Consider the following 25,904-nt stretch of genomic DNA (forward strand, 5'->3'; position numbering starts at 1 on the left):
CTCGGATTCCCCGGGCGGAGGCGCGGCGAAGGATGGCATGGGCAGAGCTTTTCGGACCGGCGATGCTGGGCGATCTGGTCGTCGCGCTGGCGGTGATCGGGCTGGGCATCTGGCTGCCCGGGCTTGTTGCGCTGCGCCGCTTGCGCAGCCGGCACTGGTGGGAGAAGAAGGCGGGCTTCTACCAGGACCTTGTCGCCACGCTGGGCCGGTTGAAGCAGATCGAGGATGCCGCCTTGCAACACGAGAGCGAGGGTGGGGCGCAGGATGCGGAGGCGGCCATGCGCACCGCCTGGGACCACGAGGAAGCGCGCCAGCGGTTGCGCGGCCTCGCCAATGAGGGGCTGGTGCTGATGTCGCCCGACAGCCAGGAGGCGATCCGGCGCTATTTCCGCGGCATGGATCTGGCCCGCGGCAAGGACAGCGCCATGGAACGGCAGATCGAGCGCGCGACCGTCACCAATGATGCGCTGGTCGAGGTGATCGCGGCGGCGCGGAAGGATCTGGGGGTGCGCGGATGATGTCCGACCTGATCGAGGACGAGGGGCCGGGCGGCAATGCGCCGGAATTCACCGTTTCGGAAATCTCGGGCGCGGTGAAGCGCACGATCGAGGGCGCGTTCACCCATATCCGCGTGCGCGGCGAGGTGGGCCGCGTCAGTCGCCCGCGTTCGGGCCATGTCTATCTGGACCTCAAGGACGACCGGAACGTGCTGGCAAGCGTGATCTGGAAGGGCGCCGCCGCCCGTCTGGCGACCCAGCCCGAGGAGGGGATGGAGGTGATCGCCACGGGGCGGCTGACCACCTTCGGCGGGCAGTCGCGCTATCAGATGGTGATCGAGGACATCCAGCCCGCCGGGATGGGCGCGCTGATGGCGATGCTGGAAAAGCGCAAGGCGGCGCTGGCGGCCGAGGGGCTGTTCGCCGCCGAGCGCAAGCGGGCGCTGCCCTATCTTCCGCAGGTGATCGGGGTGGTGACCTCGCCCTCGGGGGCGGTGATCCGCGACATCCTGCACCGGCTGCGCGACCGCTTTCCGCGCCGGGTGCTGATCTGGCCGGTGGCGGTGCAGGGGGCGTCCTGCGCGCCGGAAGTGGCGCGCGCGATCCGCGGCTTCAACGCGCTCGCGCCGGGCGGACCGATCCCGCGGCCCGATCTGCTGATCGTGGCCCGCGGTGGCGGCAGCCTGGAGGATCTGTGGGGCTTCAACGAGGAAATCGTGGTGCGCGCCGCGGCCGCGTCCGAGATCCCGCTGATCTCGGCCGTGGGGCACGAGACCGACACGACGCTGATCGACCTTGCCGCCGACCGCCGCGCGCCCACGCCCACGGCCGCCGCCGAGATGGCGGTGCCGGTGCGGCTTGACCTGCTGGCCGCGATCGACGGGTTCGAGGCGCGGCGCTCGCAGGCGATTGCCCGGGCGCTGGGCCAGCGGCGTCAGCGGCTGGCCGATCTGTCGCGCGCGTTGCCCCGGCCCGAGACATTGGTTCAGGCGGCGGCGCAGCGGCTGGACCGCGCGTCGGAGCGGCTGCCCATGGCGATCCGCGCCCGCGTCAGCCGCGAGCGTCTGCGCCTGTCCGAGGCTGCCGCGGCCTTGCGCCCCGCGACGCTGAGGCGGCGGATCGCGCAGGAGGCCTGGCGGCTTGAGGATCGCGCGGGGCGGGTGGCGCCCGCGCTGGAGCGGCTGATCGGCCTGCGCCGACAGCAGCTTGACGCCCGCGCCGCGCGGCTGCGCCCCGAGGCGGTGGGGCGCCAGATCGCGGCGCGCGGGCAGGCGCTGGCCGCGCTGGACCGGCGGCTGGCCGCGGCAATGGAGGCGGGGATCGAGCGGCGCCGCACCAGGCTGGATGCGCTTGACCGGGTGCGTCAGGGGCTTGGCTATGAGGAAACGCTGAAGCGCGGATTCGCGGTGGTGCGGGGCGATGGCCGCGTCGTGACCACGAAAACCGCCGCCGAAACCGCCGGGGCGCTGGAGATCGAGTTCCGGGATGGCAGGCTTGCCATCGGCGGCCCGGCCGACAAGGCGCCGAAGCGGCCGCGCAAGGCGGGCGATCCGCCGGATCAGGGCAGCCTGTTCTGATCCGGTCGGTTCAGACCCCGACCTCGGGGCCGGTGCAGATCAGCGGCTCGCGGCTTTGTTCGACCTCGATCAGTTCGGTCTGCATCGGGTCGTTCTCGAACCGCGCCATCAGACCCGTGGGCGAGCGGTAGAAGCTCCAGCATTGCGGATCGTCGGGCCTGTGGTCATAGACAAAGCAGATCTGGCCCTGCTGCTCGTACCAGCTGCCTTCGGTGCATTCGCCGTCGAGAAAGGTCCAGATCACCCGCCGCCCGCCGAGATATTGCTCGGCCCCGTAGGCAAGGCCGCGGGAGGCGTAGAACAGGGTCTTGCCGGTGGCGTAGCGCTCGAACTCCTCGCCGCTCATCGCCTGGGGTTCGGCTGCAAGGGCAGGCGTGGCGAGGGCGGCGACCAGGGGCAGGGCGGTCAGGAGGGCGCGCATTCCGTTTCCTTCTCTTGTCATGGTCGAAGTCTGCCAGAGCGGCGCGCGAATGGCCAGTGGCCGGGGTGCGGCGGCAGGCGGCATCGTCCGCGTGCCGGTCAGCGGGCAGGATGGGGCGGCCGTGACCCTGGGGGCGGGGTGGCCCTCTTCCAATGGGGCGCGTTTGCGCATAGGTCAGGGCAGGCGCGGACGCGGGGGCGCAGGAGGCGAGATGGCGTTCTTCAAGAAGCTCAGGGACAGGCTGCGGGGCTCGTCCTCGAAGATCGAGGAGGGGCTTGAGGCCATCGTGCGCGAGGGCGGCCGGGAAGAGGAGATCGAGGTCGAGGAGCCCGGTCCCGAGCAATCCGGCCCCGAAGCTGCCCGCGAGGCCGAGGCGCCCGGATCCGATGCGGCGGATGCGCCCGAGGCGCGGCCCGCGCCCCTGGTGCTGGGAGCCGCGCTCGCGGTTCCGCCCGAGCCGGTACAGCGCGCGGACCTGCCCGCCGACCCGCCCCGGGCCGAGGCCGAAGCCGCGCCCGAACCGGAGCCGGAACATCCGCCCGTGTCTATGGTCGAACCCGAGCCGGAACCTGAAGCTGCGCCCGAACCCGAGCCGGAACCGCTGCCCACACCGCCGGTCGAACCGGAACTCGAGCCGGAGCCTGAACCCGAGCCTGAACCGGTGCCCGAGCCGGAACCGGAACCTCTGCCCGAGCCTCCGGTCGAACCGGAACGCGAGCCCGAGCCTGAACCGCAGCCCGCAGCGGCGACCGGCTGGGCGCCCGCGCCTGCCTGGCCGCCTGCGCCCGAGCCCGTGACGGGATGGGCGCCTGCGCCCGCCTGGCCCGCCGCGCCCGAACCCGAAGCCGGGCAGGCGGTCGAGATGCCCGCGCCGGACGCGGTCGCGGAACAGGCGCCGACCGAATCGGCAGAGGCCGAACCGGCGGGCGCGGCGCTGGCCGAGGAACCGGACGAGGCCGCCGCCGACACCGCCGCCGCCCCCGAAATCGAGGCCGAGCCAGCCGCGCCCATGCGCGAGGCCGAAGCCATTCCCCCGACTCCGGAGCCGGATCCCGTCCTGACGGTCGAGGCGGAGGCCGAATCCGGGGAAGAACCCGAGCCGCTGCCGGAACGGGAGTCGCTGGTCGAGCCGGAACCTGTGCTGCCGACCGCAGTTGCAGAAGAACCGGAACCGTTGCCCGAACCGGAACGGGCGCAACGGGTCGAGCCGGAGCCGGAGCCGGAGCCGCTGCCCGAAGTTGCGGAAGAACCGGAGCCGGAACCGCTGCCGGAGCCGGAGTTGCCGGTCGAGCCTGAGCCGGAGCCGGAATCCGAACCTCTGCCGGTTCCGCCGGTCGAGCCGGAACCGCTGCCCGAGCCGGAGCCGGAACCCGCGCCCGAACCGGAGCCCGAGCCGGAACCGGCGCCGGTGGAATTGCCGTCCGCGCCGCCCGAGATCCCGCCGCCGCCGCCCGTCGAACTGCCCGCGCCGCCTGTCGAACTGCCCGACTGGACGCCGCAGGAGGTGCCGCCGCCCGAGGGGCCTGTCGAGATGCCCTATGAGCGCGGGGTCTCGGCGCTGGAGGCGCTGGAGCGGGGCGGGGTCGTCGAGGAGGTCGAGGAAGAGGAGGAGGCGCCGCGCCGCGGGTTCCTTGGCCGCGTCCTGGGCCGCACGATCCGCAAGAAGACGGTGATCCGGCGCGAGCTGGACGACGACATGCTGGAAAGCCTGGAAGAGCTGCTGATCACCTCGGATCTGGGGGTGGACACCGCGATGCGGGTGACGGCGAACATGGCCGAGGGCCGGTTCGGCAAGCGGCTGTCGGTCGAGGAGATCAAGGAGCTTCTGGCACACGAGATCACCCGGATCATGGAACCCGTGGCAAGGCCGATGCCGCTATATCCCAAGAAACCGCAGGTGGTGCTGGTCGTCGGCGTCAACGGATCGGGCAAGACCACGACGATCGGCAAGCTGGCCAGCCAGTTCCGCGCAGCGGGAAAGTCGGTGATCATCGCCGCGGGCGACACGTTCCGCGCGGCCGCGGTCGAGCAGTTGCAGGTCTGGGGCAAGCGCGCGGGCGTGCCGGTGATGACGGCGGCGCAGGGGACGGACCCGGCCTCGCTGGCCTTTGACGCGATGGCGCGGGCCGAGGCGGAGGGCGCGGATCTGCTGCTGATCGACACGGCGGGGCGGTTGCAGAATCGGCAGGACCTGATGGCGGAACTGGAAAAGATCGTCCGCGTGATCCGCAAGCGCGACGAGACCGCGCCGCATAACACGCTGCTGGTGCTGGATGCGACCACCGGGCAGAACGCGGTCACCCAGGTCGAGATCTTCCGCAAGCTGGCGGATGTCTCGGGCTTGGTGATGACCAAGCTGGACGGCACGGCCAAGGGCGGCGTGCTGGTGGCGCTGGCCGACAAGTTCGGCCTGCCGATCCATGCCATCGGGGTGGGCGAGCAGATCGACGACCTGGCCCCCTTCGAGCCCGAGGATTTCGCGCGCGCGCTGGCGGGGCTGGATGCCTAGGGGTCGTCAGGGCCGGCGATGACCGACTGGCTGATCTCGATCGAGGGGACCGCGACCGGGCATCGGGTCGCGGTGATGCTGGCGCTGATGGCGGCGGTGCTGCATGCGGTCTTTGGTGCGTTGCAGAAGGGGCGGCACGATCCCTGGCTGTCGCGCGGGGCGATCGATTTCTGCTATGGCGCGATTGCGGCGCCGCTGGCGCTGTTCGTGGTGCCCTGGCCCGAGCCGCATATGTGGCCGATCTTTGCCTGGGTCTTCGTGATCCATCTGGGCTACAAGATCGCGCAGGGCCATGCCTATTCGCGCGGCGCCTATACGGTGGTCTATCCGGTGGTGCGCGGGACCGGGCCGCTGTTCACGGTGATCGGGGCCTATCTGCTGTTCGGCGAGGTGTTCACGCCGGTCCAGTGGCTGGGGGTGGCGGTGCTGCTGGCGGGGATCTTCGGGCTGGCGGCCTATAACCTGATCCACTGGCAGCTGGACCGCGAGACGCTGAAACCGGCGCTGATGCTGGCGCTGCTGACCGGCGGGTTCGTGGCGCTTTACACCACCTATGACGCCTATGGCATAAGGGCCACGGCGGATCCGTTCACCTTTCTGGCGTGGTTCTTCTTCATCGACGGGTTGACGGTGATGCCCTGGCTGGCCGCGATGCGCTGGGCAAGGATGGCGCATCGGCCTGCATTGGGGCCCTTGATGCTGCGCGGGCTGGCGGGGGGCGTGGTGGCGTTCTTCAGCTTTGGCGCGGTCATGCTGGCGACGCGGCTGGACAAGGTGGGGCAGGCGGCGGTACTGCGCGAGACCTCGACCGTGTTTGCGGCGCTGATCGGCTGGCTGGTGCTGCGCGAGACGGTCGGGCCGCGGCGGCTGGCGCTGATGGCATTGATCGCGGCAGGTGCCGTGATCGTCGAGATGGGAGGCTGACGCCCGATGGATGACAGGAAACCGATCAATCCCGGCCTGAAACTGGCGCTGGAGCTTGGCCCGATCGCGGCCTTCTTCGTCGGCTATCTGATGCTGCGCGAGAAGGTCTTTACCATCGCGGGCACGGACTATGACGGCTTCGTGCTGGCGACCGCGGGTTTCATCCCGCTGATCCTCTTGACCACGGCTCTGTTGTGGCGGCTGACGGGCCATATCTCGAAGATGCAGGTCGCGACGGCGGTGCTGGTCGTGGTGTTCGGCGGGCTGACGGTCTGGCTGAACGACGAACGCTTCTTCAAGATGAAGCCGACGATCATCTATGCGCTGTTCGCGGGGGTGCTGGGCGTGGGGCTGTTGCGCGGGCAGTCCTACCTGCAATTCGTGATGGAGGAGGTGATGCCGATGCAGCGGGCGGGCTGGATGATCCTGACCCGGCGGCTGACCGCGTTCTTCGCCGGGCTTGCGGTGCTGAACGAGGTGATCTGGCGCACGATGTCGACCGATATGTGGGTCAATTTCAAGACCTTCGGCCTGACCATCGCGATCTTCGCCTTCTTCATGGCGCAGGGCAAGCTGTTCGAGAGATACGGGACCGAGGGCAAGAAGAAGGACGGCGCCTGAGCGGGTGCCGCCCGGCTTGACGCATGCTGCGCGACGGCCTATCAGATGCGCCATCGTGGCGATTTGTTCACCGGATTGCGGGCCACGTTAAACATGCCGCTAAAGAGGTCAGGGCCCAGCCCCCGACGTCTTGGACGGTGGGGGTTTTTCTTTGCGCGGAGGGCGCGGGCGATGACGGGCAAGTGGTCGAAGCGGACGCAGGCAGTCCATGGCGGGGCGCGGCGCAGCCAGTATGGCGAGTTGTCCGAGGCGCTGTTCCTGACCCAGGGCTTCGACTATCCCAGCGCGGGCGCGGCCGAGGCGCGGTTCATCGAGGCGGGCCCGGACGAGTTCATCTATGCCCGCTACGGCAATCCCACCGTGGCGATGTTCGAGGACCGGCTGGCCGGGATCGAGGGGGCCGAGGCGGGCTTTGCCACCGCGTCCGGCATGGCGGCGGTCAATGGCGCGCTGATGGCGAGCGTGCGGGCGGGCGACCGGGTGGTGGCGGCGCGCGCGCTGTTCGGATCCTGTCTGCATATCCTTGAAGACATCCTGCCGCGGTTCGGGGTCGAGGTGGCCCTTGTCGACGGCACCGACCTGGACCAGTGGCGCGACGCGATCACGCCGGGCACCCGCGTGGTGTTCTTCGAGGCGGTCTCGAACCCCACGCTGGAGGTGATCGACACGGCGGCGGTGGCGGCGCTGGCCCATGCGGCGGGGGCCCGGGTGATCGTGGACAATGTCTTTGCCACGCCGGTCTTTTCGCGCGCCATCGAGCAGGGCGCCGATCTGGTGGTCTATTCCACCACCAAGCATGTGGACGGGCAGGGGCGCTGCCTGGGCGGCATGATCCTCGGCCCGCGCGACATCGTGCGCGGGCCGGTCGAGACCTACATGAAGCATACCGGCGGCGCGATCAGCCCGTTCAACGCCTGGGTGATGCTCAAGGGGCTGGAGACGCTGGACCTGCGGGTGCGGGCGCAGGCGGCGGGCGCGCTGGCGATTGCCGAGGCGCTGGAAGGCGATGCGCGGCTGTCGCGGGTGATCTATCCCGGGCTGCAAAGCCATCCGCAGCACGCCTTGTTCCCCGAGGGCGGCACGGTGCTGGCGATCGAGCTTGCGGGCGACAAGGAGGCGGCATTCGCGCTGCTCGACCGGCTGGAGATCTGGCGAATCTCGAACAATCTGGGCGACGCGAAGAGCATCGCGACCCATCCCGCCACCACGACGCATCAGCGCCTGCCCGAGGATCGCAAGGCCGCGCTGGGCATCTCGCCGGGTCTGCTGCGGCTGAGTGTCGGGCTGGAAGACCCGGACGACCTGATTACCGACCTGAAATCCGCGCTGGATGCGGTCTGATCGGGGCGCGCGGCAAAAAACCGCCATTTGCCGTGGACATTTGGCCGCGGGCGCCCATCTTTAGCCTCCGTCGGATACGATGGATGCGAAAGGGAGGGGCCGAAGATGAATGTCCATAACCGCGAGATCGACGCAAGGCCCGGGCGCGAGGAGGCCGAGCGCGCGCTGGAGATCCTGCGCCGCTGGGCGGATGCGGCATCCGAGTCGGACCTGGCCACGGCCGATCCCGCGCTGGCCGCGCTGGTCGCGGGCCGTCCGGCGGGGGGCTATCCGGCCTTCAGCCGCGCCTATCCCCATGGCTTTCAGGCCGACGATGCCTACAAGGCGACCATGCCCGATTTGCAGAACGGCCCCGCCAGCCTGATCCGCGGCGCGAAGCGGCCGATCCAGCATGTCGGCATCTCGAATTTCCGCCTGCCGATCCGGTTCCATACCCGCGACAATGGCGATCTGACGCTGGAAACCTCGGTCACGGGCACGGTCAGCCTGGAGGCCGAGAAGAAGGGCATCAACATGTCCCGCATCATGCGCAGCTTTTATGCGCATGCCGAACGGACCTTCAGCTTCGAGGTGATCGAGGCGGCGCTGGACAGCTACAAGAGCGATCTGGAAAGCTTTGACGCGCGGATCATGATGCGGTTTTCCTTTCCGATGAAGGTCCGCTCGCTGCGCTCGGGGCTTGAAGGATTCCAGTATTACGACTTTGCGCTGGAACTGGTGGAACAGGCCGGTGTGGTCAAGAAGATCATGCACATGGACTATGTGTATTCCTCGACCTGCCCCTGCTCGCTTGAACTTTCCGAACATGCGCGCCGCGAGCGGGGCCAACTGGCGACGCCGCATTCGCAACGCTCGGTGGCGCGGATCTCGGTGGTGCTGGATGCGGCGGCGCCCTGCCTGTGGTTCGAGGATCTGATCGAACTGTGCCGCTCGGCGGTGCCGACCGAGACGCAGGTCATGGTCAAGCGCGAGGACGAACAGGCATTCGCGGAACTGAACGCGGCCCATCCGATCTTTGTCGAGGATGCCGCGCGGCTGTTCTGCGAGGCGCTGGAGCGCGATCCGCGGATCGGCGATTTCCGCGTGGTGGCCAGCCATCAGGAAAGCCTGCACAGCCATGACGCGGTCAGCGTCCTGACCGAGGGGCCGACCTTTGCCGCCGAGAGCCTGGACCCCAAGCTGTTCGCAACCCTGATCCATAACGGCTGAGGCGCCGCTTGACAGCTATGACGCGCCCGGCCAAGCCTGCGCGTCATGTTTGACCTGCGTCCCGTCGGATATGTGATCGGCCTGCTGGTCGCCGTTCTGGGCGCGACCATGCTGCTGCCGATGGTTGTGGACATGGCGGCGGGGAACCCGAACTGGCGGGCCTTCCTGGAAGCTGCGATCATCACCGGGCTGACCGGCGGTCTGGTCGCGCTGGCCTGCGCCAACGGGGTCGGGGACCGGCTGACGCTGCAACAGACCTTTCTGCTGACCTCGGGGGTGTGGCTGGTGCTGCCGGTCTTCGGCGCGCTGCCCTTCGTGCTGGGTGCGCCGGATGCCCGGCCGGTGGATGCCTTTTTCGAGGCGATGTCGGGGCTGACCACCACCGGGTCCACGGTGTTTTCCGGACTCGACGAGTTGCCGCGCGGCACGCTGTTATGGCGTTCGATGCTGCAATGGTTCGGCGGCATCGGGATCATCGTCGTGGCGATGGCCTTCCTGCCGGAACTCCGGGTGGGGGGGATGCAGATCTTCCGCTCGGAGGCGTTCGAGACCTCGGGCAAGGTGCTGCCGCGCGCGGCGCAGATCGCCTCGCAGATCTGGTGGATCTATGTCGCGCTGACCATTGCCTGCGGCTTTGCCTATGGCGCGGCGGGGATGGATTCGTTCGATGCGCTGAACCATGCGCTCACCACGATGTCGACGGGCGGATTCTCCACCCGCGATGCCTCGTTCGGGGCGTTCCAGGGAGCGGCGGAATATGTCGCGGCGGTGTTCATGATCCTCGCCAGCCTGCCCTTCGTGCGCTATGTGCAGTTCATGGCGGGCGAGCCGCGGCCGCTGTTGCGCGACAGCCAGATTCGGACCTATCTGACCCTGATCTTCGGGTTCGTGCTGCTGATGGCGGCCTATCGCGTCCTGATCAACGAGGACCATGCCGAGCATGCCTTCCGCGAGGGCGTCTTCAATGTCGTCTCGATCATCTCGGGCACGGGCTATGCCAGCACCGATTACCAGCTCTGGGGCTCGTTCCCGATGATCGCGTTCTTCTTCATCGGGCTGATCGGCGGTTGCTCGGCCTCGACCGCCTGTTCGGTCAAGGTGTTCCGCTACCAGATCCTGTTCTCGGCGATCCGGGTGCGGATCAAGGCGATCCACGCCCCGCACGGTCTGTTCCAGCCGCGGTTCGAGGGGCAGCCGGTGGATGACGACGTGCTGTCCTCGGTGATGTCGTTCTTCGTGTTCTTCGTGGTCACGCTGGGGCTGACCGCGGTGCTGCTGAGTGCGACGGGGCTGGATGCCACCACGTCGCTGTCGGGGGCGGCGACGGCGCTGGCCAATATCGGGCCGGGGCTGGGCGAGCATATCGGGCCGTCAGGCAATTTCGCCGGGCTGAACGACCCGGCGAAATGGATCCTGTCGGTCGCGATGCTGATCGGGCGGCTGGAACTGCTGGTGGTCTTCGCGATCCTGACCACGCAGTTCTGGCGCGCCTGATACCCCCTAGTTCCAGCAGGACACGGGCACCGTCATGTCGGCTGCGCGGCGGGAGAGCAGCGCGGGCGGCAGCGCGCCCTCGGCCTCGGAGGCGCGCATCTCGATGCCGTTCTCGGACAGGAAGGCGCCGACCGAGGCGATATCGGCCAGGTAGCGCACATTTCCAGGCAATTGCCGCGCCCCCTCGGCGGGGGGCAGCAGCACGCCGAGAACCGCGCCCGCGGCATCGAAGACCGGCCCGCCGGTATCGCCGGGCAGCGCCTCGATCTCCAGCCGGGCGATGCCGTCCTCGCCGTTCAGCCCGCGCAGATCGGCCAGCATGCCCTGGGTCAGCACCGGCAGGTCCAGCACCTCGCCATAGGAAAAGCCCGCCACCGCCACGTCCGAGCGCAGCCGCGGCACCCGTGCCTGGAAGCTGGCATAGTCGATCGGGGCCAGCGCCACGGTGGGCTTCAGCACGGCCAGTCCCAGCGCGGACTCGCTGGCCGTCAGGCGCATCTCGACATCATGGCCGATGGTGATGCGGTTGCAGGACTCAAGCCCCTTGACGGCGGTCAGGACCGTGCCCTTGCCATCGACGAAAAAGCCCGAATGGGTCTCGTCCGGTTTGCGGATTTCCAGCCCGGCCAGCATGTCGGCGCGCTGTTCGGGGCTGGCCTCGCCCATGGTCTGGTCGAGCGCGGCATTGGGCACGGATTCAAGCGTCTCGCGCATGGTCATCGCGGCACGCATCATCAGCCGTTCATCCTCGGCCGCGGGCCAGACCAGGGCAAAGCCCTTGACCGCCCCGCCGATCAGCCGGGCATAGGTGTAGGATTGCAGGCGTTCGTTCCTGCCGGTCAGCGTGAAGGAGGTGGCATCGCGGTCGCGCGTGCCCGAAAGCGGCACGATTTCCAGCGATTGCATGATGTCGTAGAGCCCGTACAGCGTGGCCTGATCGCCGCGCTGGCTGATCAGCAGGACCCGCACCCCGCTGTCGCCGCGTGGCCGGAAATGGACGAAGGGCGGTTCGTAGCGGTCGAACTCGACCAGGCCCAGCGGCATCTCGATCCGGATGCCCGCCTCGCGTTCATCGAGCGCGGCCATGCCCAGGCGGCCGATCTCGGCCTGATAGGCGGCGATCAGCGCGGCGCGCTGCCGGGTGGTCAGGACGCCGGTGGGGTCATGCCCCTCCGCGGCCTGCCAGGCGGCCATGGCGTTGCGCGTGCCCGGCCCGAAGGAGGCGTCGATCGCCTGATTGTAGTGCCCCTTCCATTGCAGCGCCGTCTGGATCAGCGCGCGACCGTCGCGGTCGAGCGCGCGTTCGGCTTGCAGCGCCTCGGCCCGGGTCTCGTCGGGCAGGTCCGTCGGTGCGGGGGGGGCGGCGGGTTCGGGAGCGGCGGCGGGTTCGGCGGGCGGTTGCGGGCTTTGCAAGGCGGCACCCACGGGCCAGACCTGCTGGCTGAAATCGCCCCCGTCCGACACGAAACTGTCGCGCGGGATCGACCCGCCGCCGCGCAACTGGCGCAGCGCCGCCTCGGCCTCGGGCCGGTCATAGGGGCCAAGCGCGATCCCGTACCAACCCGATGTCAGCCGGAAGGCGCCGACATTTCCGAAACTGCCGGCATAGCTCCGGGCGCGGTCCTCGGCCTCGTTCAGCGTGGGGTGGGCCTCGATCTGGACCCAGACAGGATCCTGCGCCCAGCCGGGCAGGGCGGTGGCGATCATCAGCATCAGAACGGCAACAAATCTCTTCATAAGTCCCGGAAACTCCATCAGTCCCACGGCCACACCCCCGTGTGCGAATCACCCTGGGACCGTAGCAAAGCGGCCGGGCGATGCACGACAAACCTCTGTCAGACGCGCAGGTTCGATTGACCCTGTTGCACCTGTTGCCTATTGAGGCCCCGTCTTCACCGGCAAAGGGGCCCATGCGCCATGAGCGACGGCAAACCGCGCAGTTTCCAGGAGATCATCCTGCGGCTTCAGGCCTACTGGGCCGCGCAGGGCTGCGCCATCCTGCAACCCTATGACATGGAGGTGGGCGCGGGCACCTTTCATCCGGCGACTACCCTGCGCGCGCTGGGCAGCCGCCCCTGGGCCGCGGCCTATGTCCAGCCCTCGCGCCGGCCGACCGACGGGCGCTATGGCGAGAACCCGAACCGGTTGCAGCATTACTATCAATATCAGGTGCTTATCAAACCCTCGCCCCCCGATCTGCAAGAGCTTTATCTCGGCTCGCTGGCCGCCATCGGGATCGACTTCGACTATCACGACATCCGGTTCGTCGAGGACGACTGGGAAAGCCCGACGCTGGGCGCCTGGGGGCTGGGCTGGGAGGTCTGGTGCGACGGGATGGAGGTCAGCCAGTTCACCTATTTCCAGCAGGTCGGCGGGCATGATTGCCGCCCCGTCTCGGGCGAACTGACCTACGGGCTGGAACGGCTGGCGATGTATGTGCTGGGCATCGACCATGTGATGGACATGCCCTTCAACGACCCAGGCGCGCCCATCCCGCTGAAATACGGCGACGTGTTCCGCCAGACCGAAGAGGAATATTCGCGCTGGAATTTCGACGTGGCCGATACCGGCAAGCTCCTGCACTTCTTCGAGGCGGCCGAGGCGGAATGCGTCCGCATCCTGGACCATCCGCAGGTGGATCCGCGGTCGGGCAAGCGCATCATCATGGTGCATCCGGCCTATGACCAGTGCATCAAGGCCAGCCATTTCTTCAACCTGCTGGACGCGCGCGGCGTGATCTCGGTGACCGAGCGGCAGGCCTATATCGGGCGGGTGCGCGCGCTGGCGAAACGCTGCGCCGATGCCTTTGTCGAGACCAATGCAGGCGGCTGGACGGGCGACGCGTCGGCCGCGGCCGAATAGGGACAGCCCATGCCCGATCTTCTGATCGAACTGTTTTCCGAGGAAATTCCCGCGCGCATGCAGGCCGATGCGCGCGAGGCGCTGAAAAGGCGCGTGACCGATGGGCTGGTCGAGGCGGGGCTGACCTATGCCGCCGCCCGCGCCTGGTCGACGCCGCGCCGTCTGGTGCTGGCGGTCGAGGGGCTGACGGGCCGCAGCCCCGATCTGCGCGAGGAACGCAAGGGGCCGCGGGTCGATGCGCCCGAGCAGGCGCTGGAGGGGTTCCTGCGCTCGACCGGGCTGACGAAGGATCAGTTGCAGGCGCGCGACGACAAGAAGGGGCAGGTCTGGATCGCGATCCTTGAAAAACCCGGCCGCCCCGCCGCGGACATCGTGGCCGAGGTGCTGGAGGCGACGATCCGCAATTTCCCCTGGCCAAAGTCGATGCGCTGGGGCGCGGGCAGCTTGCGCTGGGTGCGGCCCTTGCAGTCGATCCTGTGCCTCCTGAGCGACGAGGCGGGCGCCGAGATCGTGCCGCTGGAGGTGGACGGCATCCGCGCGGGCGATGTCACCCGCGGCCACCGGTTCATGGCGCCCGCGCCGTTCCGGGTTACGGGCGTCGAGGATTACCAGGCAAAGCTGAAACGCGCCTTCGTGATGCTGGACCAGGACGAGCGCGCCGATCACATCTGGCACGCGGCCACCAATGCGGCCTTTGCCCAGGGGCTGGAACTGGTCGAGGATCGCGGCTTGCTGGCCGAGGTCGCGGGGCTGGTGGAATGGCCCGTCGTGCTGATGGGCGCGATCCGCGAGGAGTTCCTGAGCCTGCCCGCCGAGGTGTTGCAGACCTCGATGAAGGAGCATCAGAAGTTCTTTTCGGTGCGCGATCCGAAATCGGGGCGGATTGTTCGATTCGTGACAGTCGTGAACCGCGAAACGGCCGATCACGGCGAAACCATCCTGCACGGAAACGGAAAAGTGCTGGCCGCGCGGCTGTCGGATGCGGCGTTCTTCTGGGGCAATGACCTGGCTGTGGCGCGCGCGGGCATGGCGGACTGGCGCGCGGGGCTGGAACAGGTGACGTTCCACGGCAAGCTGGGCAGCCAGGCCGACCGCATCGCCCGGATCGAGGCGCTGGCGCGCGAGATCGCGCCGCTGGTCGGCGCGGATGCCGATCAGGCGGCACAGGCGGCGCGGGTCGCCAAGCTGGACCTGCAATCGGCGATGGTGGGCGAGTTTCCCGAATTGCAGGGCATCATGGGCCGGTATTACGCCGAGGCGGCGGGCCTGCCCTCCCAGATCGCCGCGGCCTGCGAGATGCATTACAAGCCGCTGGGCCCGTCCGACGCCGTGCCGACCGAGCCCGTTTCGGTCGCCGTGGCGCTGGCCGACAAGATCGACACGCTGACCGGCTTCTGGGCCATCGACGAGAAGCCCACCGGGTCGAAGGATCCCTTTGCGCTAAGGCGTGCGGCGCTGGGGGTGATCCGGCTGGTGCTGGGGAATGGGGCCAAGTTTAGGCTCGCCTCAATCCTTGAGCTTGCACATCTAGCATTGCTCCAGAGCTTGCTCTTTCAGTCGTTAGCGGCAGTCCGTTGGATTGAGACCGGTGAAATCTTGATCGGTGAAAGAGATACAAAGTATGGACTTGGTTTCGTCCAAACCCTTCTCAAGGAGGGAAATGTCTTGAAGATTGAGCCAAATTCAAATGATCAATTTCCTCCGTTTTCCAGCACAGTTGATATTGTGTCCGACCTCCTCGCCTTCTTCCACGACCGCCTCAAGGTTCACCTGCGCGAGCAAGGCATCCGGCATGACGTGATCGACGCCTGCCTGTCGATGCCCGGCAATGACGACCTGACGCTGCTGGTTCGCCGGGCCGAGGCGCTGAACGAGGTTCTCAGGACCGAGGATGGCGAGAACCTTGTCCAGGGGTTCCGGCGGGCGAACAATATCCTGACCCAGGCCGAGGCGAAGGACGGGGTGGAATACTCCTTTGGCGCCGATCCGAAATTCGCCGAGGATCCGGCCGAGACGGCGCTGTTTGCCGCGCTCGACGCCGCCGAGGCCGCGATCGGTCCGGCGATGGAGCACGAGGATTTCGCCGCCGCGATGGCCGCGATGGCCGCGCTGCGCGGCCCGATCGACGCGTTCTTCGAGGCGGTGCAGATCAATGCCGAGAACGAAATCCTGCGCCGCAACCGGCTGAACCTGCTGCACCGCATCCGCGCCACCTGTCTGGCGGTGGCCGACCTGACCCGGATCGAAGGGGCGTAGCGTTCCTCAAGCTTCGCTTGCCAGCCGCCGGGATGGGCGTATTCTGCGGGGAACCGAAAGGACGCTGCGGTGCAGAAAGGCGCGGAGAACATTGAGTTTACCGAGATAACGCCGCAGGCCGACATCGCCGCGGACCGCCATGGTGCGCGCGCGAAATGCCTTCAGCGACTGGTGCGGATGGACCTGCCGCTGCCGCGCACGGTGGCGCTGTCCTTCGATGCGGTGCGCCGGATCGCACAGGGCACGCTGCCCGATGTCGCCGCGCTGATGTCGGTCTTCGGCGCCGCGCCGCTGGTCTCGGTCCGGCCGAGTTCCGAGAACCAGGACTGGGGCGGGCCGGCCTCGATCCTGAATATCGGGATGAATGACAGCCGCCATGCGGCGCTGTGTTCGACCCATGGCGAGACGGCGGCGAATGCGCTCTACCTGCGCTTCATCCAGGCCTATGCGGTGCATGTGGCGCGGCTGGACCCCGACATGTTCGAGCCCGAGGCCCCGTCGAGGGACGCGCTGCGCGCCGCACTCGACGCCTATGCCGAGGAGACCGACGACCCCTTTCCGCAGGATCCGGGGCGGCAATTGCTGGAGGTGCTGCGCTCGATGGCGCGGGCCTGGGAGGGCACGACCGCGCGGTTGCTGCGCCAGGCCAAGGGGGCGCCGGCCGAGGCCGGGCTGGGCATGCTCGTGCAGGCGATGGTGCTGGGCGTGGGGCCGGGCGAAAGCGGCTCGGGCGTGATCCAGTTCGTCGACAGCGTGACGGGCCAGCGCCGGATCGTGGGCCGCTACCTGTCCCAGAGCCAGGGCCGCGATGCGATTTCGGCGCGCGAGGGGGCGTTGTTCCTGACCCGCGATCCGCGCGGCGCGGCGCTGGAGGACCGCTGCCCCGACCTGGTCGCCCGGCTGCGCCGCTATGGCGACACCTGCCGACTGAACCTGCGCGAGGAAATGCGGATCGACTTCACCATCGAGGCCGGTCGGCTGTGGGTGCTGGACGCGCTGCGGGTGCCGCGCAGTGCGCGCGGGGCGGTGCGCATGGCGGTGATGCTGGCCGATGAGGGGATCATCCCGCGCGAAGAGGCGCTGTGCCGGATCGAGCCGCGCGCGGTCAGCGAATTGCTGCACAGCCAGGTCGATCCGACCGGGCCGCGCCATGTGATCGCGCATGGCATCGCGGCCAGTCCGGGCGCGGCGACGGGGCGGCTGGTGTTCGGCTCGGCCGCGGCGCAGGCCAGCGCGGCGCGCGGCGAGCCCTGCATCCTGGTGCGGCGCGAGACCACGCCCGAGGACATCCGCGGCATGCATGCCGCCGCGGGCGTGATGACCGAACGGGGCGGCATGACCAGCCATGCGGCGGTGATCGCCCGCGGGCTGGGCGTGCCCTGCGTGGTCGGCATCTCGGACATGCGGCTGAACCGGCGCGACGGGGTGCTCATTACCGCGGGCGGTCACAAGCTGCACGAGGGCGATATCGTCACGCTGGACGGCACCAGCGGGCAGGTGTTGCTGGGGCCGGTCAAGATGCTGGAACCGGCACTGGACGACGCGTTCCAGGCGCTGATGGGCTGGGCCGAGGAAGCCTGCGATATCGGCGTGCGGGCCAATGCCGACACGCCCGCCGATGCCCAGATGGCGCGCCGCTTCGGTGCCGACGGGATCGGGCTGTGCCGCACCGAGCACATGTTCTTCGAGGCCGACCGGCTGACGGTGATGCACGAGATGATCTTTGCCGACCGGGCGCAGGACCGCGCCTCGGTGCTGGCGCGGCTGCTGCCGATGCAGCGGGCCGATTTCAAGCGGCTGTTCGAGATCATGCAGGGGCTGCCGGTCTGCATCCGGCTGTTCGACCCGCCGCTGCACGAGTTCCTGCCGCAATCGCGCGAGGGCGTGCGGGATCTGGCCGAGGCGCTGGGGATGCCGGTTTCGGACGTGCAGCGCCGGGTGCAGGCGCTGAGCGAGTTCAACCCGATGCTGGGCATGCGCGGGGTTCGGCTGGGGATCACAATTCCCGAGATCTACGACATGCAGGCGCGCGCGATCTTCGAGGCCACGATCGAGGCCAGCCGCCAGGGCGATCCGGTGGTGCCCGAGATCATGATCCCGCTGGTCTCGGCGATGCGCGAGGTCGAACTGGTCAAGACCCGGATCGATTCGCTGGCCGCCGCCGTGCGCACCGAGCGGGGGGTGGATTTCGACTATCGGCTGGGTGTCATGGTCGAGACGCCGCGCGCGGCGCTGCGCGCGGGCGATATCGTGCAGCATGCGGCCTTTCTGAGCTTCGGCACGAACGACCTGACGCAGATGACCTATGGGCTGTCGCGCGACGATGCGGGGCGGTTCATGGGGTCCTATGTCAAGCAGGGGGTCTTTGCCGAGGATCCGTTCCATATCCTCGATGCCGAGGGGGTGGGCGAGCTTTTGCGGATCGGGGCCGAGCGCGGCCGGGAGGCCCGGCCCGGGGTTACGCTGTCGATCTGTGGCGAGCATGGCGGCAATGCCGAATCCATCGCCTTCTGCCGCGCGGCGGGGTTCGATTACGTTTCCTGTTCGCCGTTCCGGGTGCCCGTGGCCCGGCTTGCGGCGGCGCAACTGGCGCTTGGTGAGCAGGTTCATGCCGATCGAGGGGGTGCGGACGAACAGCCCCTTGCGCTTCGCTCCTGATGTGCTGCATGAGCCGTCTCGTCTAACATACTGATATACCTTGTGCGGCATTCTGTTGCTTTCGGGCAACGGGGGTGGACTTCGCGGCGCTCTCGCGTTAACGAATTGCCCCGCTGCCCCGAGGGGCCACGCCAGGGTTGGGGGAAGAATGAGTAACGTAACTGTCCGGGCCGCAGGTCTTGCGGCCGCACTTGTGTTTTCTGCCGGGGTCGCCGAGGCCGAGATGACCGCGTCGCAATCGAACGATCCGACGGCGATGATGGGCGAGAACATGGCCCGTCTGCTGGGCGTCGAGCGGCGCGCGCTGAAGGCGGTGGACGACCGCCGGATCAAGCGGCTGGCGACGCGCAAGACCGATCGCCGGGGCGGGGGCGTGCCCCGCTACGATGCGGCATGGCTGGCGGCCCAGCCTTCGGCCCGTGGCGGCGATGAATGGCAATGCCTGACCGAGGCGCTGTATTTCGAGGCGCGCGGCGAAAGCGTCGAGGGCCAGTTCGCGGTGGCCGAGGTGATCCTGAACCGTGTCGCCTCGCCCGCCTATCCGGACTCGGTCTGCGGCGTGATCCGGCAGGGCACGGGCAAGCGCTACCAGTGCCAGTTCAGCTATACCTGCGACGGGCGCGCCGAGGTGATCCGCGAGCCCGCCGCCTATCAGCGGATGGGCAAGATCGCCCGGGTCATGCTGGAAGGCGCACCGCGCCCGCTGACCGGCGGGGCGACGCATTACCATACCAAGGCCGTCCAGCCGCGCTGGGCCAGCGCCTTCCCGCGCACCGCCACCATCGGGGTGCATCATTTCTATCGCCAGCCCGGGGCGCAGGTGGCGCAGAACTGAGACGCCACGCCGGCCCTGCATGGTCGCTTGCGGGTCCTGCCCTGCCGCGCCAGGGCTGTCCCCGGCGGCCGATCCGGCGTATCAGGGGCCAAAGGAGCTGCCCGGAGGCCCCATGAGCGACGATATCCGCCTTGCCTTTGCCCACCCGTCCGAACGGGCGGCGGCGCTGGATCCCGCGCGGCCGATGCGCGACCGCATCTCGCTGCGCGATCATGTGGTCGAGGTCGAGATCGGTGCCTTTCAGCCCGAGCGCGGCACCACCCAGCGCGTGCGGTTCAACGTGGTGGTCGAGGTGCGGCCCCATCCCGCGCCGCTGGAGGATGATGTCGACCGGGTGCTGTCCTATGACACCATCGCCGAGGCGATTGCCGCCGAATTGTCCTCCGAACGGCTGAACCTGCTGGAGACGCTGGCCGAACGCATCGCCGAGCGCATCCTGGCCGAACCGCAGGCGATGCGCGCCTTCGTGCGGGTGGAAAAGCTGGATCGCGGGCCCGGCGCGCTGGGTGTCGAGATCGTGCGCGACCGCCGCCCCGATGCGCCGCGGCTGGTGCAGCCGGCCGATCCCGAACAGGAGGCGCTGCATCATCCGCTGGTGGTCTTCCTGTCGAACGCGGCCATCGCCGATCCGGCGCTGCCGCAATGGCTGGACCGGATGGGGGCGGGGGCGCATCCGGTGGTGCTGTGCGTCGGCGCGGCCGACACGCCCGCGCCGCGCTCGGCCATCGCGCCCGCCCAGCGGCGGATTGACCTGCTGGCCATCGAACAGAATGCCTGGGTGCTGGCGGGCCGCGATCCCCGCTGTGTGGTGCGCGGCAGCCGGACCGAGATCGACTGGGCGATGAAGCATCGCGAGTTCACCGTCTGGGCGCCGTCCAAGATCGTGCTGGATACGGTCGAGCATCCCTCGGCCAGCCCACGCGACGCGGTCGGGCTGGCGTTGTGGCTGGCCCATCTGCTGGATGCGGCGCGGGTGCTGGTGGTGGGCATGGGCGAGGTCGCTCCGACCGGGGCGCTGGATGTCACGGCGGTCGCGCCCGGCGCGCTGTTGGGCGCGCTCTGAGGGCTTGCCAAAACGGGGCGCGTCACCCATTCAACCGCCATGCGCTATTACCGCCCCCTCGTGCAGACAGATGCCGCGCGGCCGGTCGACGCCTTGCCGCTGGCGGGCGGCTGGGCATGGTTCACGCTGGCCGAAGAATTCGGCCGTGACGCCCCCCCCCGGCTGCTGCGCGCCGCCGACCTGCCCGAGGAGGTACGCGCCAAGCTGACCGCCCCGCGCCCCGCGCTGGCCGGGCTGAGCCTTGATCGGCCGCGGATCATGGGCATCCTGAACGTCACGCCCGACAGCTTTTCCGATGGCGGCCGCTTTGCCGATCCGCAGGCCGCGCTGGCCCATGGCCGGGCGCTGGCGGCCGGGGCCGACATTCTGGACATTGGCGGCGAATCGACCCGGCCCGGATCGGCCGCGGTGCCCGAGGCCGACGAGATCGCCCGCACCGCCCCGGTGATCGCGGCGCTGCGCGCGGCGGGTGTGGCAACGCCCATTTCCATCGACACGCGCAAGGCCACGGTGGCCCGGGCGGCGCTGGCCGCAGGGGCCGACATGTTGAACGACGTAGCCGCGCTGGGCTTCGATCCCGCGCTGGCGGGCGTTGTGGCCGGGGCCGGGGTGCCGGTCTGCCTGATGCATGCGCAGGGCGACCCCGCCACCATGCAGGACGATCCCCGCTATGACGATGTGCTGCTGGATGTCTACGATTTCCTTGCCGCCCGCATCGCCGCGGCCGAGGAAGCGGGCATTCCCCGCGCGCGGATCGTGGTCGATCCCGGCATCGGCTTCGGCAAGACGGTGGCGCATAACCTCGCGCTGATCCGCGGCCTCAGCCTGTTCCACGGGCTGGGCTGTCCGATCCTGCTGGGGGCCTCGCGCAAGCGGTTCATCGGCGCGCTGGGCGGGGCGGAGCGGGCCGATCGGCGCGGGCCGGGCTCGCTGGCCGTGGCGCTGGCCGGGATCGCGCAGGGGGTGCAGATCCTGCGCGTCCATGACGTGGCCGAGACGCGGCAGGCGATGCGGCTGGACGGGGCATTGAAGGAATACGGAGAGGCGGGATGACCAGGACGATCTTCGGCACCGACGGGGTGCGGGGCCGGGCGAACAGCTATCCGATGACCGCCGAGATGGCGCTGCGTCTGGGCGCGGCGGCGGGGCGGTATTTCCGGCGCGACCGGTCCGACAAGCACCGGGTAGTGATCGGCAAGGACACGCGGCGGTCGGGCTACATGCTGGAAAACGCGCTGACCGCGGGGCTGACCTCGACCGGGATGAACGTGCTGCTGCTGGGGCCGGTACCCACGCCTGCGGTGGGGTTCCTGACGCGGTCGATGCGGGCCGATCTGGGCATCATGATCTCGGCCAGCCACAACCCGCACGAGGATAACGGGATCAAGTTCTTCGGCCCCGAAGGCTTCAAGCTGTCCGACGAGGCCGAGGCCGAGATCGAGGCGATCCTGGGCGGCGAGATCAGGCTGGCCCAGCCCGAGAATATCGGCAAGGCCAAGCGGATCGACGACGGGCTGTGGCGCTATGCGGAATATGCCAAGACGACCTTTCCGGCCGGGCGGCGGCTCGATGGGCTGAAGGTGGTGGTCGATTGCGCGAATGGCGCGGCCTACCGGGTGGCGCCCGAGGTGCTGTGGGAACTGGGGGCCGAGGTGGTCCCGCTGGGCGTGTCGCCGAACGGTCTGAACATCAATGACAAATGCGGCTCGACCCATACCGAGGCGGCGGCCGCCGCGGTGGTGGCGCATGGCGCGGATCTGGGGATCTGCCTCGATGGCGATGCCGACCGGGTGATGATCATCGACGAGACCGGCACGGTGGCCGATGGCGACCAGATCATGGCGCTGTTCGCCGAACGCTGGGCCGAGGAGGGGCGGCTGAAGGATGGCACGCTGGTCGCCACGGTGATGTCGAATCTTGGGCTGGAACGGCATCTGGGCGCGCGCGGGCTGCGGCTGGAACGGACCGCGGTAGGCGACCGCTATGTGGTCGAGGCGATGCGCCGCGGCGGCTGGAATCTGGGCGGAGAGCAGTCGGGCCATATCGTGATGACCGATTACGGCACCACCGGCGACGGGCTGCTGGCGGGCTTGCAGTTCCTGGCGGCGATGGTCGAGACGGGCCAGAGGGCATCCGCGCTGGCGCAGCGGTTCGAGCGGGTGCCGCAGATGTTGCAGAACGTGCGCTACGCCGCCGGGACGGACCCGATGGGCGCCGCGCCCGTCAAGGCCGCCATCGCCGCGGCCGAGGACCGGCTGACCGGCTGCGGGCGGCTGTTGATCCGCCGCTCGGGCACGGAACCCCTGATCCGCGTGATGGCCGAATGCGAGGACGAGGCGCTGCTGGCCGAGGTGGTGGGCGGCGTGGTGGAGGCCGTCAGCCGCGCGGCGGGGTGATGCGGGTCTTCGGCGTCGACATGACCTCGGCGCCGGGGCGCCGCAAACCGATCACGTTGGCGGCGTTCCGGCTGGACGGGGTCACCCTTCGGTTCGAGGCGTTCGAGGCCCTGACGACCCTCGCGGCCTTCGATGAGTTCCTTTCCCGTCCGGGTTCGTGGATAGCCGGTCTGGATTTTCCCTTCGGTCAGGCAAGGCGTTTCATCGAGACAATCGGCTGGCCAGGGGACTGGAAGGGCTATGTCGCGCATGTCGCCCGCATGGACATGCGGGGGTTCGTTGCGGAACTGGAAGCCTACAAGGCCGAGCGACCGGATGGGGACAGGCAGCATTTCCGTCAGGTCGACCGCCTTTGCGGTGGGGCAAGCCCTCAGACGCTGTATTTCACGCCGGTCGGACGCATGTTCTTCAGGGCCGCGCCCGCGCTCTTGCGTGCCGGGGTGCATGTTCCCGGGCTGGCAGAGGGGGACCGGAATCGCATATGCGTCGAAGCCTATCCCGGCGTGATCGCCCGCCACCTGGTCGGCCGACTTTCCTACAAGAACGACAACCGCACTCGCCAGACGACCGGGCAGGCCGCCGCGCGCAAGGCGATCCTCGACGCGGTTCGGGGGGATATCGGGGCGCAGTCCTACGGCCTTGCCGTTGAAGCCCCCGATTGGCTTGCGGATGATCCCGCCGGCGACAGGCTGGACGCGGCGCTTTGTGCGGTGCAGGCCGCCTGGGCGTTCCGGCAGGGGTTCCAGGACAGCGGGCCGCCGGGCTGCGATCCGCTGGAGGGGTGGATTGCCGATCCGAGAATCCTGAACTGAAAAGGGCGCCCCGGGGGGCGCCCTGTCGTCGGCCGGGGGACCGGCTCAGTTCTTGGCCTTGTCGACCATCTTGCCCGCGGAAATCCAGGGCATCATGGCGCGCAGTTTCTCGCCGACCTGTTCGATCTGGTGTTCGTCATTGATGCGGCGGGTGGCCTTGAAGAAGGGCTGGCCGACGGCGTTTTCCTGCATGAAGTCGCGCACGAACTTGCCGGTCTGGATGTCGGTCAGCACGGCCTTCATACGCGCCTTGGTTTCCTCGTAGGGCAGGATGCGCGGGCCCGAGACATATTCGCCGTATTCGGCAGTGTTCGAGATCGAGTAGTTCATGTTGGCGATGCCGCCTTCGTAGATCAGGTCCACGATCAGCTTCACCTCGTGCAGGCACTCGAAATAGGCCATCTCGGGCTCGTAGCCGGCCTCGACCAGCGTCTCGAAGCCCATGCGGATCAGTTCGACCAGACCGCCGCACAGCACCGCCTGTTCGCCGAACAGGTCGGTTTCGCATTCCTGACGGAAATTGGTCTCGATGATGCCCGAACGCCCGCCGCCGATGGCCGAGCAATAGGACAGGCCGATTTCCAGCGCCTTGCCGGTGGCATCGTTATGCACCGCGACAAGGCAGGGCACGCCGCCGCCCTTGACATATTCGCCGCGGACGGTGTGGCCGGGGCCCTTGGGCGCCATCATGATGACATCGACGCCGGGTTTCGGCTCGATCAGGCCGAAATGCACGTTCAGGCCGTGGGCGAAGGCAATGGCCGCACCTTCGCGCAGGTTGTCATGGACATATTTGCGGTAGGTCTCGGCCTGAAGTTCGTCGGGCATGGTGAACATGATCAGGTCGCACCAGGCGGCGGCCTCGGCAATGCCCATCACCTGAAGCCCTTCGGCCTCGGCCTTTTTCGCCGAGGGCGAGCCTTCGCGCAGCGCGACGGCGACGTTCTTCGCACCCGAGTCGCGCAGGTTCAGCGCGTGGGCATGGCCCTGGCTGCCATAGCCCAGGATCGCCACCTTCTTGTCCTTGATCAGGTTGATGTCGCAGTCACGGTCGTAATAGACGCGCATGGATGTCCCTCGTTGCAGCGGTGAGCGGCGCGGCGCGCGCCGGAATGATCCCGGGCTGAATACCGGAATCTGCGCGAGTTGCAACGCCAAGCGGTTCGGGGGCCTCAGCCCAGCCGCATGCCCAGCCCCGCGCGCATCAGGGTCTTGCGCACCGGCGGCAGGCCGTAAAGCGCGGCGATGCCGGCGGCGCGCAGGTCGCGGATGGCGGGCGCGCCCTGCATCGAGACGCGGTTGAGCATGTCGATGCCGGTGACGCGGGCGGCGACCTCGGGATAGCGGCGGCGGTGATACATCTCCAGCATGGCCGCTTCGCCGATATGGGCCGGGGCGCCGCGGCACAGTTCCAGCAGCACGCGCAGATCGGCAAGGCTCATGTTCAGCCCCTGCGCACCGATGGGCGGGACGACATGCGCGGCCTCGGCCACCAGCGCGGTGCGTTGGGCGGAAAAGCGATGCGCGATCTGGCTGATGATCGGCCAGAGCGTGCGGCGGGTGATCAGCGTCAGCGGGCCGTAGATCGCACCGGAGCGCGCCGTCATCTCGGCGTTGAACTCGGCCTCTTGCATCGCGAAAAGGCGCAGCGCCTCGGGGCCGCGTTCCATCCAGACGATGGCCGAGCAGGGCCGCCCGTCACGGTCGGGCAGCGGGACCAGGGTGAACGGCCCGCCCGAGCGGTGGATCTCGGTCGAGACATTGCCATGCGGCTGGGGGTGGGTGACGGCGAAGGCCAGCGCCTTCTGGCCATAGCGAATGGTGCGCGCGCCGATCCCCACCGCCTCGCGCACGGGGGAATGGCGCCCGTCGGCGGCCACCAGCAGCCGGGCCGAGACGCGGGTGCCGTCGCTCAGGGTGACCAGCGCCTCGGTGTCGCGGGTCAGCACCGATTTGGTGCCGATACCGGGGCGGAACGTGACATTCGGCAGTTCGGCGACGCGCGCCACCATTTCGCGCCGCAAAAGCCAGTTGGGCAGATTCCAGCCGAAGGGCAGGTCCGAGACATCGGCTGCGTTGAAATCGCGGGTGATGCGGGGGGCGGGGGTCTTGCCGCCCGCATCCACGATGCGCATCACCTGAAGCTCGGTCGCGTGCGGGGCAAGGCGATCCCACAGCCCGGCTTCGCGCAGCACCTTCAGCGAGGGTTGCAGGAAGGCGGTGGTGCGCAGGTCGGCGCCGTCGGCGGCCTCGTCGGTGACGGGCGGGGCGGGATCGACGCAGATCACCCGGAACCCGGCCGAGCCGAACAGGGCCGCGGCCGCAAGCCCGGCGACCCCGCCGCCGGACACGAGAATATCGGTGGAAATGCGCGTCATGGGATGCCTCCTGCCCCGGACATAGCCCGCCGGGCCGTCCGGTCCAAGGGG

Annotated in this window: 20 protein-coding genes and 1 riboswitch; of the genes, 16 read left to right on the forward strand and 4 right to left on the reverse strand. The window is 68.8% G+C overall.

The window, feature by feature from the left end; translation table 11 throughout:
* The first annotated feature begins 32 nt into the window (after positions 1–32).
* Positions 33–518, forward strand: coding sequence for a hypothetical protein (locus tag NHN26_RS13415; protein ID WP_253089915.1), 486 nt, complete (start codon positions 33–35; stop codon positions 516–518).
* The gene (gene xseA / locus NHN26_RS13420; protein WP_253089916.1) at positions 518–2,074 is read left to right on the forward strand and encodes an exodeoxyribonuclease VII large subunit; all 1,557 of its coding nucleotides are present in this window, start codon (positions 518–520) and stop codon (positions 2,072–2,074) included. Before NHN26_RS13415 ends, xseA begins: the two co-directional genes overlap by 1 nt.
* 10 nt (positions 2,075–2,084) lie before the next feature.
* On the opposite strand, the gene NHN26_RS13425 is transcribed toward xseA, so the two are convergent.
* Positions 2,085–2,495: a hypothetical protein gene (locus NHN26_RS13425; protein ID WP_253089917.1), complete on the reverse strand. Its 411-nt coding sequence runs from the start codon at positions 2,493–2,495 to the stop codon at positions 2,085–2,087.
* Between the two features lie 1,009 nt (positions 2,496–3,504).
* On the opposite strand from NHN26_RS13425, the gene ftsY reads away from it, so the two are divergent.
* The 6 genes from ftsY (at position 3,505) to NHN26_RS13455 (ending at position 10,593) form a co-directional block, all read left to right on the forward strand.
* Entirely contained in the window at positions 3,505–5,004 is a 1,500-nt protein-coding gene (gene ftsY / locus NHN26_RS13430) for a signal recognition particle-docking protein FtsY (protein WP_435594210.1), read from the forward strand.
* Positions 5,005–5,022: 18 nt separating this feature from the next.
* Complete coding sequence (locus tag NHN26_RS13435) at positions 5,023–5,928, forward strand: EamA family transporter (protein WP_253089918.1); 906 nt, start codon at positions 5,023–5,025, stop codon at positions 5,926–5,928.
* A gap of 6 nt (positions 5,929–5,934) precedes the next feature.
* Entirely contained in the window at positions 5,935–6,549 is a 615-nt protein-coding gene (locus NHN26_RS13440; RefSeq protein WP_253089919.1) for an inner membrane-spanning protein YciB, read from the forward strand.
* A 45-nt stretch (positions 6,550–6,594) separates the two neighbouring features.
* Positions 6,595–6,673, forward strand: a riboswitch (SAM riboswitch).
* A 47-nt stretch (positions 6,674–6,720) separates the two neighbouring features.
* Entirely contained in the window at positions 6,721–7,890 is a 1,170-nt protein-coding gene (gene metZ, locus NHN26_RS13445; RefSeq protein ID WP_253089920.1) for an O-succinylhomoserine sulfhydrylase, read from the forward strand.
* A gap of 105 nt (positions 7,891–7,995) precedes the next feature.
* Positions 7,996–9,099, forward strand: a complete 1,104-nt coding sequence (gene folE2 / locus NHN26_RS13450; RefSeq protein WP_253089921.1) for a GTP cyclohydrolase FolE2 — start codon at positions 7,996–7,998, stop codon at positions 9,097–9,099.
* A 45-nt stretch (positions 9,100–9,144) separates the two neighbouring features.
* Positions 9,145–10,593 (forward strand): TrkH family potassium uptake protein, encoded by a 1,449-nt coding sequence (locus NHN26_RS13455; RefSeq protein ID WP_253089922.1) that lies wholly within the window; start codon positions 9,145–9,147, stop codon positions 10,591–10,593.
* Between the two features lie 6 nt (positions 10,594–10,599).
* Here the strand turns inward: NHN26_RS13455 and NHN26_RS13460 are convergent, their stop codons facing one another.
* Positions 10,600–12,330: a serine protease gene (locus NHN26_RS13460; RefSeq protein WP_253089923.1), complete on the reverse strand. Its 1,731-nt coding sequence runs from the start codon at positions 12,328–12,330 to the stop codon at positions 10,600–10,602.
* Between the two features lie 180 nt (positions 12,331–12,510).
* On the opposite strand from NHN26_RS13460, the gene NHN26_RS13465 reads away from it, so the two are divergent.
* The 8 genes from NHN26_RS13465 to NHN26_RS13500 all read left to right on the forward strand — a co-directional run bounded on the left by NHN26_RS13465 (position 12,511) and on the right by NHN26_RS13500 (position 23,475).
* Positions 12,511–13,455 carry a glycine--tRNA ligase subunit alpha gene (locus NHN26_RS13465; protein ID WP_253089924.1) on the forward strand — a complete coding sequence of 315 codons (945 nt, stop codon included), beginning with the start codon at positions 12,511–12,513 and terminating at the stop codon, positions 13,453–13,455.
* Positions 13,456–13,464: 9 nt separating this feature from the next.
* Positions 13,465–15,711, forward strand: coding sequence for a glycine--tRNA ligase subunit beta (gene glyS / locus NHN26_RS13470; protein WP_253089925.1), 2,247 nt, complete (start codon positions 13,465–13,467; stop codon positions 15,709–15,711).
* A gap of 69 nt (positions 15,712–15,780) precedes the next feature.
* Positions 15,781–18,369, forward strand: a complete 2,589-nt coding sequence (locus tag NHN26_RS13475) for a putative PEP-binding protein (RefSeq protein ID WP_253089926.1) — start codon at positions 15,781–15,783, stop codon at positions 18,367–18,369.
* A gap of 148 nt (positions 18,370–18,517) precedes the next feature.
* On the forward strand, positions 18,518–19,204 hold the full coding sequence (locus NHN26_RS13480) for a cell wall hydrolase (protein WP_253089927.1): 687 nt from the start codon (positions 18,518–18,520) through the stop codon (positions 19,202–19,204).
* Between the two features lie 112 nt (positions 19,205–19,316).
* Positions 19,317–20,267, forward strand: coding sequence for a dihydroneopterin aldolase (locus tag NHN26_RS13485; RefSeq protein ID WP_253089928.1), 951 nt, complete (start codon positions 19,317–19,319; stop codon positions 20,265–20,267).
* Between the two features lie 39 nt (positions 20,268–20,306).
* Complete coding sequence (gene folP / locus NHN26_RS13490; RefSeq protein ID WP_253089929.1) at positions 20,307–21,320, forward strand: dihydropteroate synthase; 1,014 nt, start codon at positions 20,307–20,309, stop codon at positions 21,318–21,320.
* Positions 21,317–22,663 (forward strand): phosphoglucosamine mutase, encoded by a 1,347-nt coding sequence (gene glmM / locus NHN26_RS13495; RefSeq protein ID WP_253089930.1) that lies wholly within the window; start codon positions 21,317–21,319, stop codon positions 22,661–22,663. The genes folP and glmM overlap by 4 nt, the downstream gene beginning before the upstream one ends.
* Complete coding sequence (locus NHN26_RS13500; RefSeq protein WP_253089931.1) at positions 22,663–23,475, forward strand: DUF429 domain-containing protein; 813 nt, start codon at positions 22,663–22,665, stop codon at positions 23,473–23,475. The genes glmM and NHN26_RS13500 overlap by 1 nt, the downstream gene beginning before the upstream one ends.
* A gap of 45 nt (positions 23,476–23,520) precedes the next feature.
* Here NHN26_RS13500 and ilvC read toward each other — a convergent pair whose 3' ends face one another.
* Entirely contained in the window at positions 23,521–24,543 is a 1,023-nt protein-coding gene (ilvC, locus tag NHN26_RS13505; RefSeq protein WP_253089932.1) for a ketol-acid reductoisomerase, read from the reverse strand.
* Positions 24,544–24,647: 104 nt separating this feature from the next.
* Positions 24,648–25,853 carry a UbiH/UbiF family hydroxylase gene (locus NHN26_RS13510; protein ID WP_253089933.1) on the reverse strand — a complete coding sequence of 402 codons (1,206 nt, stop codon included), beginning with the start codon at positions 25,851–25,853 and terminating at the stop codon, positions 24,648–24,650.
* Between the last annotated feature and the right edge of the window lie 51 nt (positions 25,854–25,904).

This window comes from Rhodovulum tesquicola, from assembly GCF_024128855.1.
Lineage (GTDB): Bacteria > Pseudomonadota > Alphaproteobacteria > Rhodobacterales > Rhodobacteraceae > Rhodovulum > Rhodovulum tesquicola.

Excerpts from the sequence above, each read along its gene's own strand:
- NHN26_RS13480 (WP_253089927.1), top strand. The coding sequence starts at position 18,518 with ATGAGTAACGTAACTGTCCGGGCCGCAGGTCTTGCGGCCGCACTTGTG.
- NHN26_RS13500 (WP_253089931.1), top strand. The coding sequence starts at position 22,663 with ATGCGGGTCTTCGGCGTCGACATGACCTCGGCGCCGGGGCGCCGCAAA.
- xseA (WP_253089916.1), top strand. The coding sequence starts at position 518 with ATGTCCGACCTGATCGAGGACGAGGGGCCGGGCGGCAATGCGCCGGAA.
- ftsY (WP_435594210.1), top strand. The coding sequence starts at position 3,505 with ATGCGCGAGGCCGAAGCCATTCCCCCGACTCCGGAGCCGGATCCCGTC.
- NHN26_RS13465 (WP_253089924.1), top strand. The coding sequence starts at position 12,511 with ATGAGCGACGGCAAACCGCGCAGTTTCCAGGAGATCATCCTGCGGCTT.
- NHN26_RS13435 (WP_253089918.1), top strand. The coding sequence starts at position 5,023 with ATGACCGACTGGCTGATCTCGATCGAGGGGACCGCGACCGGGCATCGG.
- glyS (WP_253089925.1), top strand. The coding sequence starts at position 13,465 with ATGCCCGATCTTCTGATCGAACTGTTTTCCGAGGAAATTCCCGCGCGC.
- metZ (WP_253089920.1), top strand. The coding sequence starts at position 6,721 with ATGACGGGCAAGTGGTCGAAGCGGACGCAGGCAGTCCATGGCGGGGCG.
- NHN26_RS13460 (WP_253089923.1), bottom strand. The coding sequence starts at position 12,330 with ATGAAGAGATTTGTTGCCGTTCTGATGCTGATGATCGCCACCGCCCTG.
- glmM (WP_253089930.1), top strand. The coding sequence starts at position 21,317 with ATGACCAGGACGATCTTCGGCACCGACGGGGTGCGGGGCCGGGCGAAC.
- ilvC (WP_253089932.1), bottom strand. The coding sequence starts at position 24,543 with ATGCGCGTCTATTACGACCGTGACTGCGACATCAACCTGATCAAGGAC.
- NHN26_RS13510 (WP_253089933.1), bottom strand. The coding sequence starts at position 25,853 with ATGACGCGCATTTCCACCGATATTCTCGTGTCCGGCGGCGGGGTCGCC.
- folE2 (WP_253089921.1), top strand. The coding sequence starts at position 7,996 with ATGAATGTCCATAACCGCGAGATCGACGCAAGGCCCGGGCGCGAGGAG.
- NHN26_RS13425 (WP_253089917.1), bottom strand. The coding sequence starts at position 2,495 with ATGCGCGCCCTCCTGACCGCCCTGCCCCTGGTCGCCGCCCTCGCCACG.
- NHN26_RS13440 (WP_253089919.1), top strand. The coding sequence starts at position 5,935 with ATGGATGACAGGAAACCGATCAATCCCGGCCTGAAACTGGCGCTGGAG.
- NHN26_RS13485 (WP_253089928.1), top strand. The coding sequence starts at position 19,317 with ATGAGCGACGATATCCGCCTTGCCTTTGCCCACCCGTCCGAACGGGCG.
- folP (WP_253089929.1), top strand. The coding sequence starts at position 20,307 with ATGCGCTATTACCGCCCCCTCGTGCAGACAGATGCCGCGCGGCCGGTC.
- NHN26_RS13415 (WP_253089915.1), top strand. The coding sequence starts at position 33 with ATGGCATGGGCAGAGCTTTTCGGACCGGCGATGCTGGGCGATCTGGTC.
- NHN26_RS13455 (WP_253089922.1), top strand. The coding sequence starts at position 9,145 with ATGTTTGACCTGCGTCCCGTCGGATATGTGATCGGCCTGCTGGTCGCC.